11 protein-coding genes are annotated in these 13,078 nt (G+C 61.1%); 4 read left to right on the top strand and 7 right to left on the bottom strand.

Annotation, left to right across the window (positions count from 1 at the left end):
- Window positions 1-203 precede the first annotated feature (203 nt).
- The 4 genes from BLW50_RS20775 (at window position 204) to BLW50_RS20760 (ending at window position 5,346) form a co-directional block, all read left to right on the top strand.
- Window positions 204-1,661 carry a hypothetical protein gene (locus tag BLW50_RS20775; protein ID WP_090706096.1) on the top strand — a complete coding sequence of 486 codons (1,458 nt, stop codon included), beginning with the start codon at window positions 204-206 and terminating at the stop codon, window positions 1,659-1,661.
- A 17-nt stretch (window positions 1,662-1,678) separates the two neighbouring features.
- Window positions 1,679-2,608, top strand: a complete 930-nt coding sequence (locus BLW50_RS20770; RefSeq protein WP_090706094.1) for a methylenetetrahydrofolate reductase — start codon at window positions 1,679-1,681, stop codon at window positions 2,606-2,608.
- A gap of 186 nt (window positions 2,609-2,794) precedes the next feature.
- A complete protein-coding gene (locus BLW50_RS30760; RefSeq protein WP_170850276.1) occupies window positions 2,795-2,953 on the top strand; it encodes a hypothetical protein in 159 nt (52 codons plus the stop codon).
- Window positions 2,953-5,346 carry an acyltransferase family protein gene (locus BLW50_RS20760; RefSeq protein WP_090706090.1) on the top strand — a complete coding sequence of 798 codons (2,394 nt, stop codon included), beginning with the start codon at window positions 2,953-2,955 and terminating at the stop codon, window positions 5,344-5,346. Before BLW50_RS30760 ends, BLW50_RS20760 begins: the two co-directional genes overlap by 1 nt.
- Before the next feature lie 189 nt (window positions 5,347-5,535).
- On the opposite strand, the gene BLW50_RS20755 is transcribed toward BLW50_RS20760, so the two are convergent.
- The 7 genes from BLW50_RS20755 to pheS all read right to left on the bottom strand — a co-directional run bounded on the left by BLW50_RS20755 (window position 5,536) and on the right by pheS (window position 12,991).
- Entirely contained in the window at window positions 5,536-6,273 is a 738-nt protein-coding gene (locus BLW50_RS20755) for an amino acid ABC transporter ATP-binding protein (RefSeq protein ID WP_090706087.1), read from the bottom strand.
- Between the two features lie 119 nt (window positions 6,274-6,392).
- Window positions 6,393-7,085, bottom strand: coding sequence for an amino acid ABC transporter permease (locus BLW50_RS20750; RefSeq protein ID WP_090706085.1), 693 nt, complete (start codon window positions 7,083-7,085; stop codon window positions 6,393-6,395).
- Window positions 7,085-7,819 (bottom strand): amino acid ABC transporter permease, encoded by a 735-nt coding sequence (locus tag BLW50_RS20745; RefSeq protein ID WP_090706083.1) that lies wholly within the window; start codon window positions 7,817-7,819, stop codon window positions 7,085-7,087. Before BLW50_RS20745 ends, BLW50_RS20750 begins: the two co-directional genes overlap by 1 nt.
- Window positions 7,820-7,907: 88 nt before the next feature.
- Complete coding sequence (locus BLW50_RS20740; protein WP_090709463.1) at window positions 7,908-8,810, bottom strand: amino acid ABC transporter substrate-binding protein; 903 nt, start codon at window positions 8,808-8,810, stop codon at window positions 7,908-7,910.
- A 226-nt stretch (window positions 8,811-9,036) separates the two neighbouring features.
- Window positions 9,037-9,450 carry a hypothetical protein gene (locus BLW50_RS20735; RefSeq protein ID WP_090706081.1) on the bottom strand — a complete coding sequence of 138 codons (414 nt, stop codon included), beginning with the start codon at window positions 9,448-9,450 and terminating at the stop codon, window positions 9,037-9,039.
- Between the two features lie 18 nt (window positions 9,451-9,468).
- Window positions 9,469-11,898, bottom strand: a complete 2,430-nt coding sequence (pheT, locus tag BLW50_RS20730) for a phenylalanine--tRNA ligase subunit beta (protein ID WP_090706079.1) — start codon at window positions 11,896-11,898, stop codon at window positions 9,469-9,471.
- A gap of 10 nt (window positions 11,899-11,908) precedes the next feature.
- Entirely contained in the window at window positions 11,909-12,991 is a 1,083-nt protein-coding gene (gene pheS / locus BLW50_RS20725; RefSeq protein ID WP_090706077.1) for a phenylalanine--tRNA ligase subunit alpha, read from the bottom strand.
- Window positions 12,992-13,078: the final 87 nt, after the last annotated feature.

Genomic DNA, 13,078 nt, shown 5'->3' with positions numbered 1-13,078 from the left:
GCCGCCTGCGGGCGCTGAGGCGATTCGGACAGAAGCATGCGCCTGTTTGGCACAAATGCCCCGCCAGGGCTAATGGCGGAGAGTGGGACGCAGTATCAAATTATGCCCACTCAGAAAGTGGGATATAATCCTGTTGTCCCACTTTTTTGCCGGGACTAACCTTCCCCTCGAATAGAAGTTTGAGGTCATCTGGGAGGAGACTGATGAGCGCTCAGCAGCTTTTGACGGAAATCAGCGATTTTTGCCGCTTGGCAGGTCTGGCCGAGTCGACGTTCGGCCGCGCCGCGATCAACGACGGCAAGCTGGTCAGCCGGTTGCGCAATGGTGGCCGGATCACCACCGACACGCTCGATAAGATCCGTGGCTTTATGGTCAATTACACACCGTCGAGCCGGGCCCGCAGCATGACGGTCATGACGCCTGCCGTCCCGGCGGCGATTCGGCCTGTGGCGCCACCGCCGCCGCCCGCCCCGCCGCTCTCGGCGCCGCCACCGCCCGGAGGCGACAAGCCGGCCAGCCAACAAGATGACAACGGCCAGCGTAATTTCCGCTTCTATGACAATCGGCAAAAATACCTGCTGTTCGTCAACACCTGCAGCGAGAAATGGGAAGTCGCCAACCGCATCTCGCAGGAATTGACCAACGTGCATCCCAAGCCGCCGGCCTTCCGTTTGTTCGATGCCGGCGTCGGCGACGGCAGCGTGCTCGCCCATGTGATGCGCTCGATGCACGATCGCTATCCGACGATGCCGTTCTATGTCGTTGGCAAGGAAATCAGCCTTGAGGACGTGCGCCTGTCGCTGCGGCGCATGGTCGATCGCTTCTGCGAACATCCCTCTACCGTGCTGGTGCTGACCAATCTGCAATATGCCGATGCGCCCTGGCTGACGGTGAAGTCCATGAGCGCCGCGTCGAGTCTCGTCTGGCATGAGGTGAAGCTGACGGGCGACACCGCCCATACGTTCGACAAGCAGATCACCGATCTGGAACCGTTCCTGGCGCAGAACTGGAACGCCCGCACCAGCCCGCGTACCGGCAATTCGGTTTATGATCGGCCGGTGGTCCTGGTGCTCTATCGCGACGACCACAAATTCGCGCTCGATCCGATCATTCCGCGTCTCGGCCAGACGCCGGCCGATTACGATCTCGTCATTGCCTCGCAGCCCTATCGCGCCCGCGCCAGCGTCGAGTTCAAGGCCAAGCGCGTGATCGCGCCGCTGACGCGCGCGCTGCGCCCCGGCGGTCGCCTCATCGGCATCCATTCCTGCGGCAATGATCCAGGCATGGAAATCATCGACAAGGTCTGGCCCAACGATAATCCGTTCACTACCAATAACCGTCACGACCTCTTGAAACAGGTGAAACACGAGTTGGGGCCGGCGGCGCGCGATTACAATTTCAACGCCAATGCCGACGGCAAATCGCTGTTTCAATATCACATGCACACTCTGCCGACCGAGGTGGAAGGCGCGTCGATTGGTACGTCGACATTGTTCGCGGCCTGGAACGCGGCGATCTATGTCGCGCAAGTCGAAGACGATCGCTTAGGTCCCGTTGTCGCCAACGACGCTTATCTTGAAGCGACGCGAGACGTTCTGCGTAAGAACAACGGCCTGTGGTTCTACGATGAATCCTATGTGATCTCGAAGCGGCGCGATTAGCGTAGCGGAGTTCGAACATGAGCACGGCTCCCGTTGCGGCAAAGCCTCCCGATCCGATCGACGCCACCGTCGACCAGATCGCGGCCTTCATGCGCGATTGTTCCTTCGAGGCGACGCGTCCCTCCGCCGGCGACGTCGCAGCGCTAGGCAAGACGCTGGCGCCCGGCACGCAGGTCTATCTGACCATGCTGCCGCATCGTCCGCTCGACGAAATGATGGCCGCCGCCGTGGCCATCCGCCAGGCCGGGCTTGAGCCGGTGCCGCATCTGTCGGCGCGGCACTTCCCGCGTTTCGATGTGCTCGAGCGTCATGTCGGCCGCATGGTCGATGAAGCCGGCGTGCGCACGGCGCTGCTCATTGGCGGTGACGCGGAACACGGTGTCGGCGAAATCCAGACGGCGTTGTCGGTGATCGAGAACGGCTTGTTCCAGCGCCGGGGCTTGAAAGCCATCGGCCTGCCCGGCTTCCCCGATGGCCATCCGGCCATGGGTGAAGACGAGATCGAGGCCAATTTGGTCACCAAGCTCGCCGCCGCCCAGCAGGCCGGCCTTGAGCCGCATATCGTCACGCAATTCTGCTTCGATTCCCGTTCCATCATCGCCTGGCTGCATTGGCTGCGCCAACGTGGCGTGCATGCGCCCGTCCGGGTTGGCCTCGCTGGCCCGACCAGCCTGATGACCTGGCTCAACTATGCCCGCAAATGTGGCGTGAAGGCCTCCGCCGAGGCTTTGGCCTCCCGCAGCGGCCTGGTTCGCCATGCTTTCAAGGCGGTTTCGCCCGATCCGATCATCCGCACTATCGCGGCGGCGGTCGCTGCCAAGCAGATCGACGGCGTCACGCCGCATTTGTTCGCTTTCGGCGGCATTGGGGCCACCGCCAAATGGGTCCAGCCGGCCATATCAGGCGCGATCAGGCTGAATAAGGACGGTGGTTTCGATCCGGCCTGACGCTGGCCCGGTTCGGCTAGCCTTGGCGCGCGACTTTCACGGGGCAGAACCGCGTTCCCATCGACGCGATTCTGCCTCGAATTGCTATTTTGACGCGTCTTTGTGGCGTTTGACGATTCCGTCAAACTGCAAAACGCTATATTGAAAGCCGCGTTCAGGCCGCCTGTCGGCCTGCCGGAGCGGCCGTTGCACCCATTTCAGATCTTTTGGCAGACCTATGGACATAATTTGCGCGGCAGCCTGTTCGCTGCCGTGGTCCTTGTCGCCCTGCTCTATGCGATCATTTTCGTCCTGGTCAGCGGCCAGATCGATGTGCCCTTCCTCTACAGCAATCCCGGCCGCTGATGCACAGGCTCGCGTCGCTTGATCTGTTGCGTGGTGTCGCGGCCCTCGCGGTCGCGATCCCCCATTATGTGATGCTCGGCTCGACCGATTGGCCGGTGGCCAATGTCATCTCCATCCTGGCGGTGGAGATTTTCTTCGTGTTGAGCGGCTTCGTGCTGGCGCCGCAGCTCATTCATTGCGCCACCTCCTCGCATCTGGCCGACACTTGGATCTTCCTGATCCGGCGCTGGATGCGCACCATCCCGCCCTATCTCGTCGCCTTGATCACGCTTACCGTGGTCAGCGGCAATCTCGGCGCCGCCTCGTTTCCGCAATATCTGTTCTACATCCAGAATCTGTTCCGGCCACTGTCCGACGCGCAGGATTATTTCGCCGTCGCCTGGAGCCTGTCGGTCGAGGAATGTTTCTATGTGGTCGCGGCGGTGATCGTCGTCGCCGCCAATGTCGCCCGCTTGCGGGCGCGCGGCTTCATCACCTTGATGGTGCTGCTGGCTGTCGCCAGCGCCGTGGCGCGCTCGGTCTTCGGCGATTTCAGCCATTGGGATGCGGACGTGCGCCGCGTCACTCTGTTCCGGCTGGATGCGATTGCCTTCGGCTTCCTGCTTTATTGCGCCATCGATCCGATCGACAAGGCACTGCGTCGCTTTGGCGGCGTGCTGTCGATCGTCATCGCGCTTGCCGCCGCGGCCCTCGCTGGCGTTATCGGCTGGCAGGCCACGGTCGATACCAACCGCATCGCGCAAGAGCTTTACCCCTTCGCGGCAGCGCTTCTGGGCGCCAGCGTCATCGTCACGCTCTATGTCTATCGCGCGGCCTTCAATCGGTTGGCTTGGATCGCCGAGCCCTGCTTCTTCCTCGGCAAGGTCTCCTACACGATCTACCTGTTCCACACCCTGGCGATCCTGCTGCTGCGCCCGAGCGTTGCGCATCTGCCGCTCACCGTGCAGCTCGTTCTCTACGTCGTTGTTCTCGTCGCCTTCTGCGCCATTTTCTTCTTCGCTTTCGAAGGTCCGATTCTGGCGGCACGCCCGCATTATCTTGGCCGTGGCCGCGCGGCTGTGGCGATGGTCGCCAAGGCCAGGCGCCCGGCCACGCCCTGGCTGGCGCTGCTGTTGACATTGGTTGGCTTCGTCATCGCGGCGATCGCGACGCGCTATTTCTTCTTCGAGGCTTGGCGTGTTTCGTTCTATCTCGCCTTGCTCGTTTTCCTCGGCCTGTTCACCGCCTTGTTGATGCTGAGCGGGCTCTGGCGTTTCGGACTGGCGCGCACCGGCGCGCTGACCCTGTTGCTGTTTGCCGTTCTGCTGCCTATGGCCGACGCCTATTTCGCCCGCACCTCGGTCGGCGCGGTGCTGACGCGCGCTGAGCCCGTCTATTCCTTCCGCGACGCCAAGGGCGATCCCGATGCCTTCCGCATGTGGTGGGCGCAATATGTCGCCGAATGGGGCCGCGGCGTTCTGGCCAAAATCCAGGCGCCCGATCCGAAGGGCGAATTGCCCTTCATTCTTGAGCCCAATGCGCGCGGCCAGTTCTTCGATGCTGACGTGCCGATCAACAATCTCGGCTTCCGTGGCGCCGACATGACGGCCGACAAGGGCAATCGCTATCGCATCTTCGTCGTCGGCGAATCGCCGGTGTTCGGCACCATGTTCCGCCGTGGCGAGACCACCTGGCCGGAAGTGCTGCAGAAGCAGCTCAGTACGCGGCTTGTCTGCGAACGTCCAATCGAAGTCATCAACGCCGGCGTGCCGGCTGCCGGCCTCTCCGACAATCTGCAACGCGTCAAGCGTTTCATCCTGCCGCTGCATCCCGACATGGTGATTTCCTATCACGGCTATAACGGGCTCGCGATCGTCGATCCGCAAATCGCCGCCATGCCGCGACAGCCGGTTTTTCACATGCGCGGATCGCCGCTGCTGGGCGAAGCCAGCTTCCGCATTGCCATGCAGGGCTATCAGGCACGCCTCGAAGACTATAATCGCACGCCGAAGCAGACGCAGTTCCTCGACACCTACGACAAGCTCTATTCGGAGCTGGTGAAAATGGGCGTCGACAACGGTTTCCGCGTCGTGCTCGCCAATCTTTCCGCCGTCGTCAACGAAAGTTCGCCGCACGAAGTGATCGATTTCTACGGCCGCGTCTTCCAGCCGATCGAGCGCATTCTGCCGGCCATCGCCGCGCATAACCGCATGGTGGAAGCCGTGGCCAAGCGCACCGGGACGCCCTTCGTTGATACGCGCCCGCATCTCGATGGTGAGTGGGATAAGGATCTGTTCGTCGATATCGTCCACTTCACCCAGAAGGGCTCGGACATCATCGCCACGACCATGTTCGATAAGCTGGCGAGCGAGCTGGGGCGTGATCCGACGATGAACTGCAAGCCGGTGAATTAGACGCGCGTACTACAATCTTGGTGTCATACCGGACGCCGCAGGCGATCCGGTATCCAGGGGCAAACGGTAGAGCCTCGGCCGGCATCGATACGTGTTCTACAAACCACGATGAGCATGGCGTCGCTCACCCCTGGTTTCCGGATCACGCTGCGCGTGTACGGGATGACACCAAGGTCGCGGCCTAAGCCCTCAATGCGGCAGGATCTTATTGAGGAATTCCCGTGTGCGCGGTTGCCGGGCCTCGATATTGTCGAAGAACTCATCCTTGCTGGTATCTTCGAGAATATGGCCACCGACATCCATGAAAATGACGCGATTGGAGACCTTGCGGGCAAAGCCCATCTCATGGGTCACAACCATCATCGTCATGCCTTCGGCGGCCAGGCCGACCATGACGTCGAGCACTTCCCCCACCATCTCGGGATCGAGCGCTGAAGTGGGTTCATCGAACAGCATGACGATCGGATCCATCGACAGCGCGCGGGCGATGGCGACGCGTTGCTGCTGGCCGCCGGAGAGTTGTCCGGGAAATTTGTTTTTGTGATCCGTGAGGCCGACACGCTCAAGCATTTTGAGGCCGCGTTGCTTGGCCTCGTCCTGGCCCCGCCCCAGAACCTTCATCTGCGCGATGGTCAGATTGTCGGTGACGGTGAGATGCGGAAACAGCTCGAAATGCTGAAACACCATGCCGACCCGGCTACGCAGCTTCGGCAAATCGGTGGCCTTGTCATGGACAGGCGAACCATCAACCCAGATCTCGCCTTTCTGGATCGGTTCAAGCGCGTTGATGGTCTTGATCAGCGTCGATTTGCCTGATCCCGAGGGGCCGCAGACGACCACGACCTCGCCCTTGTTGATGTTGACCGAGCAGTCATCGAGGACCTGCGTCGCGCCATACCATTTGGAAACGTTCTTCATCTCGATCATGACAGTCGACGTCCCTCACATAGCGTTTTGCAGTTTGACTTAGTCAAACGCCACAAAGACGCGTCAAAACAAAGGTACTAAGCAAAATTGCGTTTCTGTCGAAACGCAATTTGCTCTAGTCAGCGCACGATGCGGATCTTCTCGTTCAAGCTCTTGACCAACATGGAAAGCGAAAACGAGATGATAAAATAGACGACGGCGGCGAGCAGATAGGTCTCGACGCGCCGTCCGAACGTGTTGCCCATGATCTCGAAGCCTTTGAGGATGTCGTAGGCGCCGATGGCATAGACCAAGGACGTATCCTGAAAAAGCACGATGGTCTGGGTGAGGAAGACCGGCAGCATGTTGCGGACTGCCTGCGGCAGAACGATGTAACGCATGTTCTGCGCATAGGTCATGCCAAGCGCCTGGCCGGCCATGCTTTGACCGCGTGGTAGGGATTGAATGCCCGCGCGCACGATCTCGCTGAAGAAGGCGGCTTCGAAAATGATGAATGTGATAAGCGCGCAAATCTCGGCGCGATATTTCTGACCGATGCCCGCCGGGAACAAATTATAAAAGGCCGATGGCATCAGCAGGAAGAACCACAGGATGACCATCACCAGCGGGATGCTGCGCATCAGGTTCACATACCAGATCGCCGCATATTCCAACGGCTTGATCCCGGACAGACGCATCAAGGCGATGATCGTGCCCAGGGTTATGCCGCCAATCGTGGCGGCGATCGTCAGGCCGACGCTGAAATAGAGGCCGCTGAGCAAATAGGCGGATATGTTCGCCCAGGTGTAGAAGGAAAAATCCAGCGCCTGCATTAATGAGCTCCCTGGTCTTGCGAGAAGAGACCGGGAACGCGCATCCGCCTTTCGATCATGGACATGATCAAGCTGATCGCCAAAGCGGTGATGACATAGAGAATGGTTGCGGCCAGATAAACTTCAATGCCGCGCGAGGTTTCTTCCTGCGTCTGCATGGCGAAACTGATCAGCTCTGGAATCGACACGGCGAAAGCCACGGAAGAATTCTTGACGATATTCATCGCTTCGCTGGTCAGCGGCGGAATGATGATGCGAAACGTCTGCGGTAAAATCACATAGCGGTAGGTTTGAAACTGGGTAAATCCCATGGCGAGCGCGGCTTGGCTCTGCCCGCGCGGCAGTGCCTGGATGCCGGCGCGCACCTGCTCGGCGATGCGGGAGGAAGTGAAAAAGCCAAGGGCGCAACAGGCCAGAACGAAGCTGGGAACGCCTTTCATGCCCGGAACGATTTCCGAAATGACGAAGAACCAGAGGAAGAGCTGCACGAGCACGGGAATATTGCGGAACAGTTCCACCCAGGCATTGGCGAGCGCCGAGACGACCCGATGCTGCGAGACCGTGCGCAAGGTGCCGACCAGGCAGCCGATTACCAGTGCGATGACCAGGGACACAGCCGCGACCGAGACCGTGTAGCCCCAGGCGGAAAACATCCATTGCCAGTAAGTGACGCCGTCTCCCCGGTCATCCCAGAGGAATTGCCAGCGATCCCAGACATCCTGCCAATACGCCATGAAAACCTGCCAGCTCGAACCGCGCGACGCCTTTGTTCAGCGCCGAAGAGACATCAGGCACGGCGCAAGCCGTGCCTGATAGAAGGGCTCATTCACCAGGCTGTTTGTAGTCTTCGGTGGGTTTGTCGTTGGGATTGGCCCAGGCCTCTTTCGTGGCGTCGGAGGCCGGCATGTTCAAGGTGACATTGTTTGGCGGGATCGGCTGCATGAACCATTTGTCATAGAGCTTGGCGATCGTTCCAGCCTTGATCTGTTCGGCGATGCTCTCGTCGACGGCTTTCTTGAACTCCGGATCGTTCTTGCGGATCATGATCGCGATCGGCTCGACGGCCAGCACCTCGGGCAGAATTTTGTAGTCTTTCGGGTTCTGCGCCCGCGCGATGTTCGCGGCGAGGATCGAGGCATCCATGACGAAGGCGTCGGCGCGTCCGCTCTGCAACAGCAGGAAGCTGTCGGCGTGGTCCTTGCCGAAGACCTCGCTAAACTTGAGATCCTTGCCTCTCTTGTTCTTGCGCAGCGTTTGTACGGATGTGGTTCCCGTCGTGGTGGCCACCGTCTTGCCGTTCAGATCCTCCAGCTTTCCGATGTTTGAGCTGGCTTTGACGGCGATCTTGATTTCCTCGATATAGACGGTCGTGGCAAAATCGACGTCACGAGCACGGGCCGTGTTGTTCGTCGTCGAGCCGCATTCCAAATCGACCGTACCGTTCTGCACCAGTGGCACGCGGTTCTGCGAGGTCACGGGCTGGTAGCGGATGTCCAGTTTTGGGAGACCCAGCTTCTTCTTGATATCGGCGATAATGTTCTGGCAGACGTCGTAGTGATAGCCGGTGTAGACGCCATTGCCCAACGTATAGGCCAACCCTGAGGATTCTCTCACGCCTTGGGTCACGATGCCGCTGGATTTGATCTTATCTAAGGTGCCGTCGGCCTGTGCCGCCGCTCCCATGGCAGCAAAGGCTATGGTCGCTGCGATCAGAACTTTCCTCATCCGAACCTCCATTTCACGGACGTGACTATGGGTGCATACGGGCAATTTGAAAAGCGGCGACATCACAGTTGCGACGCGACACGTCGATGTCCCGGCTTTCCCCCTGTCATCAACGCACGACCGGGCCACATGTTTCCCAGTCTGGGGCATGGCTGATCCCGCGTCACACTGCCGGTGTATTGGGCATGATACGAAAGGCTACAGCCGAGATTGCGCCGCGCTGATCCTACCGCCGCTGCGGCATGACGATCTGGAAGCGCAGACGGCCGCCTTTGAGCTGTGTCACGACGACGGTGCTTCCGTTGCCGCGCAGACCCCGATAACCAAGGTTTCGGCGGCCGCTGGCACGCCTTGCGCGCGTGCCACTTCCTTCGCGGACACTTCGGGCATTTGGGGCAGTCGACGCGCCAGCCCGGGGCGGCGCGTCGACCGCATCGGGATAGGCGGTGCTGCCAGATGGAACATGCTGGCCACGCTTCGGTCCGAAGGAGGCCAGGCATTTGTTGTAGGCGTCGTCGTTCGTCAGCTTGTCACAATCGGTCGGCGAGCGCTGGGCCAAGGCGGCTTGTGGCGTCAAGAGAACGCAGGCCGTCAAACCGCAAGCCAGAACACCTGTAACGATGAAGGCCGCGATCCGCATTCAGCTCAGCCTCGCCAATCAGCCTCGTAACGTGGCTCCAGTTTTCTTCGCCACTTCGGCGACGATCCGGCCGGCAACCTCTTCGATCTCGGCGTCCGTCAAAGTCTTCTCGCGCGGCTGCAAGGTGACGGTGACACCGACCGATTTGCGGCCTTCGGGAATACCAGCGCCTTCATAGATGTCGAAGACGTTGAGCCCCGAGATGAGCACCTTTTCCGCTGCCTGAACAGCGCGCAGGATATCAGCCGATTTGACATTACGATCGACAATGAAGGCGAAATCGCGTTCCAGCGGCATGAAATCCGACAGTTCGAGCTTCGCTTTCACCTTGGTCGGCTTGGCGCGCGGCGCCGGCAGATCATCGAGAATGATCTCGAAGCCCGCCACCGGGCCGGCCACATCGAGCATTTCGAGCACGCGCGGGTGGAATTCGCCGAACCAGCCGATCACGTTCTTCGGTCCAAACTGCATCGTGCCGGAACGGCCGGGGTGCAACCATGCGGGAACATTGGCTTGCCCGCCGGAGACGATGTTGAGGCCGCCGAGCGGCACGCCGAGTGCCGCCAGCATCGCCATGGCATCGGCCTTGGCGTCGAACACGCTGACGCTGGTCGCCTTGGCGCTCCACTGCCGGCCGCTGCCGCCGCGCCGCACTGTGGCGGCGGCCATACGCTGATCCTTTTCGCCATCGCCCTTGAAGATCTGGCCGACTTCGAACAGCGCCACATCACCGAAGCCGCGATCGGCATTGCGCTGCGCCGCCTTCAACAGGCCGGGCAGCAGTGACGGGCGCATATCGGAAAGATCGGAAGCGATCGGATTGGCCAACGCCAATGCCGGCTGTCCGCCGCCAAAAGCTTCCGCCTGTTCCTTGCTGACGAAGGACCAGGTGATCGCTTCGACCAGGCCTTGCGATGCGAGCGCGCGCCGCGCCTGGCGCGTGCGCTTCTGCAGCAGCGTCAGAATCGGCTTGGCAACGGCGGCATCGAGGCGTGGCAGCGGCACGGAGGCGACATTGTCGACCCCGGCGATGCGCACGATTTCTTCGGCGATGTCGGCTTTGCCTTCCACGTCAGGCCGCCATGACGGTACCTTGACGATGATACGGTCGGCATTGGTCGACTGGCTGATAACGCCGAACCCGAGCTTCTCCAGGGTGCGGATCATTTCCGGGGAGTCGAGTTCGAGGCCGGTCAGCCTCTGCACTTCGCTCAACGGGAAGTCGATGGCGGTGTCGCTTTTCGGCTGTTCGCCGGCAACGATCAGTTCCGATGGTGTGCCGCCGCAGAACTGCATCACCAGTTTGGTGGCGAGCTCGGCGCCGGGCACGCAGAAGGCCGGATCGACGCCGCGCTCGAAACGATAGCGCGCATCGGTGACGATGCCGAGCGTGCGGCCGGAACGAGCGATGTTCATCGGATCCCACAGCGCTGATTCGATCAGCACGTCGGTGGTGGCGTCGTCGCAACCCGACTGTTCGCCGCCCATGATGCCGGCGATCGATTCGACGCCCTTGTCATCGGCGATGACGACCGTGTCGCTCCTCAGCTGATAGGTCTTGCCGTCGAGCGCCAGAACCTCTTCGCCATCCTTGGCGCGGCGCACGGTGAGATTGCCGCTCACCTTCTTGGCGTCGAACACATGCAGCGGCCGGCCGCGATCGAAGGTGACGTAATTGGTGATGTCGACCAGCGCATTGATCGGACGCAGGCCGATGCCCTTCAGGCGCTGCTGCATCCACTCGGGCGAGGGGCCGTTCTTGACGCCGCGCACCAGCCGCAAGGCGAACAGCGGCGCCAGATGCTTATCTTCGGCCGCGAAGTCGAGCGTCACATTCACCGGACAAGGGAAGCTGCCATCGGCGGGCTTGATCGCGTGATCCTTCAACGTGCCCAGGCCAGCGGCTGCCAGATCACGGGCGATGCCGTGCACGCCGGTGGCATCAGGCCGGTTCGGCGTCAGATTGATCTCGATCATCGGATCGCCGAGCTTGGCATAGTCGACATAGCGCGTGCCGACCGGCGCATCTTCGGGCAGATCAATGATGCCGTCATGATCGCTCGACAGCTGCAATTCGGCCGCCGAACACAGCATGCCGTTTGATTCGACGCCGCGAATCACGCCCTTGCCGAGCGTGATGTCCTTGCCGGGAATGTAAGTGCCCGGCGGGGAGAACACGCTCTTCATGCCGGTGCGCGCATTGGGCGCGCCGCACACCACCTGCACCGGCGTGCCGGAGCCGGTGTCGACCATGCAGACGCGCAGACGGTCAGCATTGGGGTGCTGCTTGGCTTCGATCACGTAAGCGATCGTGAAGTCTTTCAGCTTTTCGGTGGGGTCGACCACATGTTCGACCTCAAGGCCGATGCGCGTCAGCGTCTCGACGATCTCGTTAAGAGAGGCCGTGGTGTCGAGATGATCCTTGAGCCAGGAGAGGGTGAATTTCATGGGTCTCTCCTTAAGCGCTCAGGCCGCCGGCCAGGCTCGGCAGATCGAGTGGCTTGAAGCCGTAGTGCGACAGCCAACGGACATCGCCTTCGAAGAAAGGTCGCAGGTCAGGCATGCCGTATTTGAGCATGGCGATGCGATCGATGCCCATGCCCCAGGCAAAGCCCTGGTAGACATCGGGATCGAGGCCGCAATTGCGCAGCACGTTCGGATGCACCATGCCGCAGCCGAGAATCTCCAGCCAATCCTCGCCTTCGCCGAAGCGGATTTCGCCGCCCGAGCGCCGGCACTGAATGTCGACTTCCATCGACGGTTCCGTGAACGGGAAGAACGACGGGCGGAAGCGCATCTTCACATTCGGCACTTCAAAGAAGGCTTTGCAGAATTCTTCCAGCACCCATTTCAGATGGCCAAGATGCGCGCCCTTGTCGATGACGAGGCCTTCGACCTGATGGAACATCGGCGTGTGCGTCTGGTCGCTGTCGCAACGATAGGTGCGGCCCGGGCAGATGACGCGAATCGGCGGCGGTGACGACAGCATCGTGCGCACCTGCACCGGCGACGTATGGGTGCGCAGCAGTTTGCGCTCGCCATTGGCGTCGGGCTGGAAGAAGAACGTGTCGTGCATTTCGCGCGCTGGATGGCCGGCGGGGAAATTCAGCTTGGTGAAATTGTAATCATCGCTCTCGATATCCGGGCCTTCGGCGATCGAGAAACCCATGTCGGCGAAGATGGCCGTGAGTTCGTCCATCACTTGGCTGACGGGATGGATGCGGCCGCGCTCGCTGGCGGCGTCGCGCACCGGCAGAGTGACGTCGACGGTTTCCGAGGCGAGCCGCTGTTCCAGCGCCGCGTCCTTGAGGACGGTGCGGCGCGTGGTCAGCGCCTCGCTCACCTTGTCCTTCAGGGCATTGATGGCGGCGCCAGCGCTCTTGCGCTCGTCCGGCGACATTTTGCCCAAGGTCGCGAGCAGCGCCGAGATAGAGCCCTTCTTGCCAAGCGCGCTGACGCGCACGGTTTCGAGCGCTGCCTCATCGGCGGCGCCGGCAATGGCGGCAAGGGTGGTGGATTCGAGAGAGAGAAGGTCGGACATGTTCCCGCCTGACGATGAAACCGGTTTGCACCAGCGCTCAACACGGCCTTGGGAGACGACCTCAGGCCGCACAACGTTTCGCCGCGC

This window comes from Beijerinckia sp. 28-YEA-48, assembly GCF_900104955.1.
Taxonomy (GTDB): domain Bacteria; phylum Pseudomonadota; class Alphaproteobacteria; order Rhizobiales; family Beijerinckiaceae; genus Terripilifer.
The sequence above is the reverse complement of the archived record's forward strand: the minus strand, read 5'-3'. Positions and strand labels throughout refer to the sequence as shown.

Excerpts from the sequence above, each read along its gene's own strand:
- BLW50_RS20745 (WP_090706083.1), bottom strand. The coding sequence starts at position 7,819 with ATGGCGTATTGGCAGGATGTCTGGGATCGCTGGCAATTCCTCTGGGAT.
- BLW50_RS20755 (WP_090706087.1), bottom strand. The coding sequence starts at position 6,273 with ATGATCGAGATGAAGAACGTTTCCAAATGGTATGGCGCGACGCAGGTC.
- BLW50_RS20775 (WP_090706096.1), top strand. The coding sequence starts at position 204 with ATGAGCGCTCAGCAGCTTTTGACGGAAATCAGCGATTTTTGCCGCTTG.
- BLW50_RS20740 (WP_090709463.1), bottom strand. The coding sequence starts at position 8,810 with ATGAGGAAAGTTCTGATCGCAGCGACCATAGCCTTTGCTGCCATGGGA.
- BLW50_RS20770 (WP_090706094.1), top strand. The coding sequence starts at position 1,679 with ATGAGCACGGCTCCCGTTGCGGCAAAGCCTCCCGATCCGATCGACGCC.
- pheS (WP_090706077.1), bottom strand. The coding sequence starts at position 12,991 with ATGTCCGACCTTCTCTCTCTCGAATCCACCACCCTTGCCGCCATTGCC.
- BLW50_RS20750 (WP_090706085.1), bottom strand. The coding sequence starts at position 7,085 with ATGCAGGCGCTGGATTTTTCCTTCTACACCTGGGCGAACATATCCGCC.
- BLW50_RS20735 (WP_090706081.1), bottom strand. The coding sequence starts at position 9,450 with ATGCGGATCGCGGCCTTCATCGTTACAGGTGTTCTGGCTTGCGGTTTG.
- pheT (WP_090706079.1), bottom strand. The coding sequence starts at position 11,898 with ATGAAATTCACCCTCTCCTGGCTCAAGGATCATCTCGACACCACGGCC.
- BLW50_RS20760 (WP_090706090.1), top strand. The coding sequence starts at position 2,953 with ATGCACAGGCTCGCGTCGCTTGATCTGTTGCGTGGTGTCGCGGCCCTC.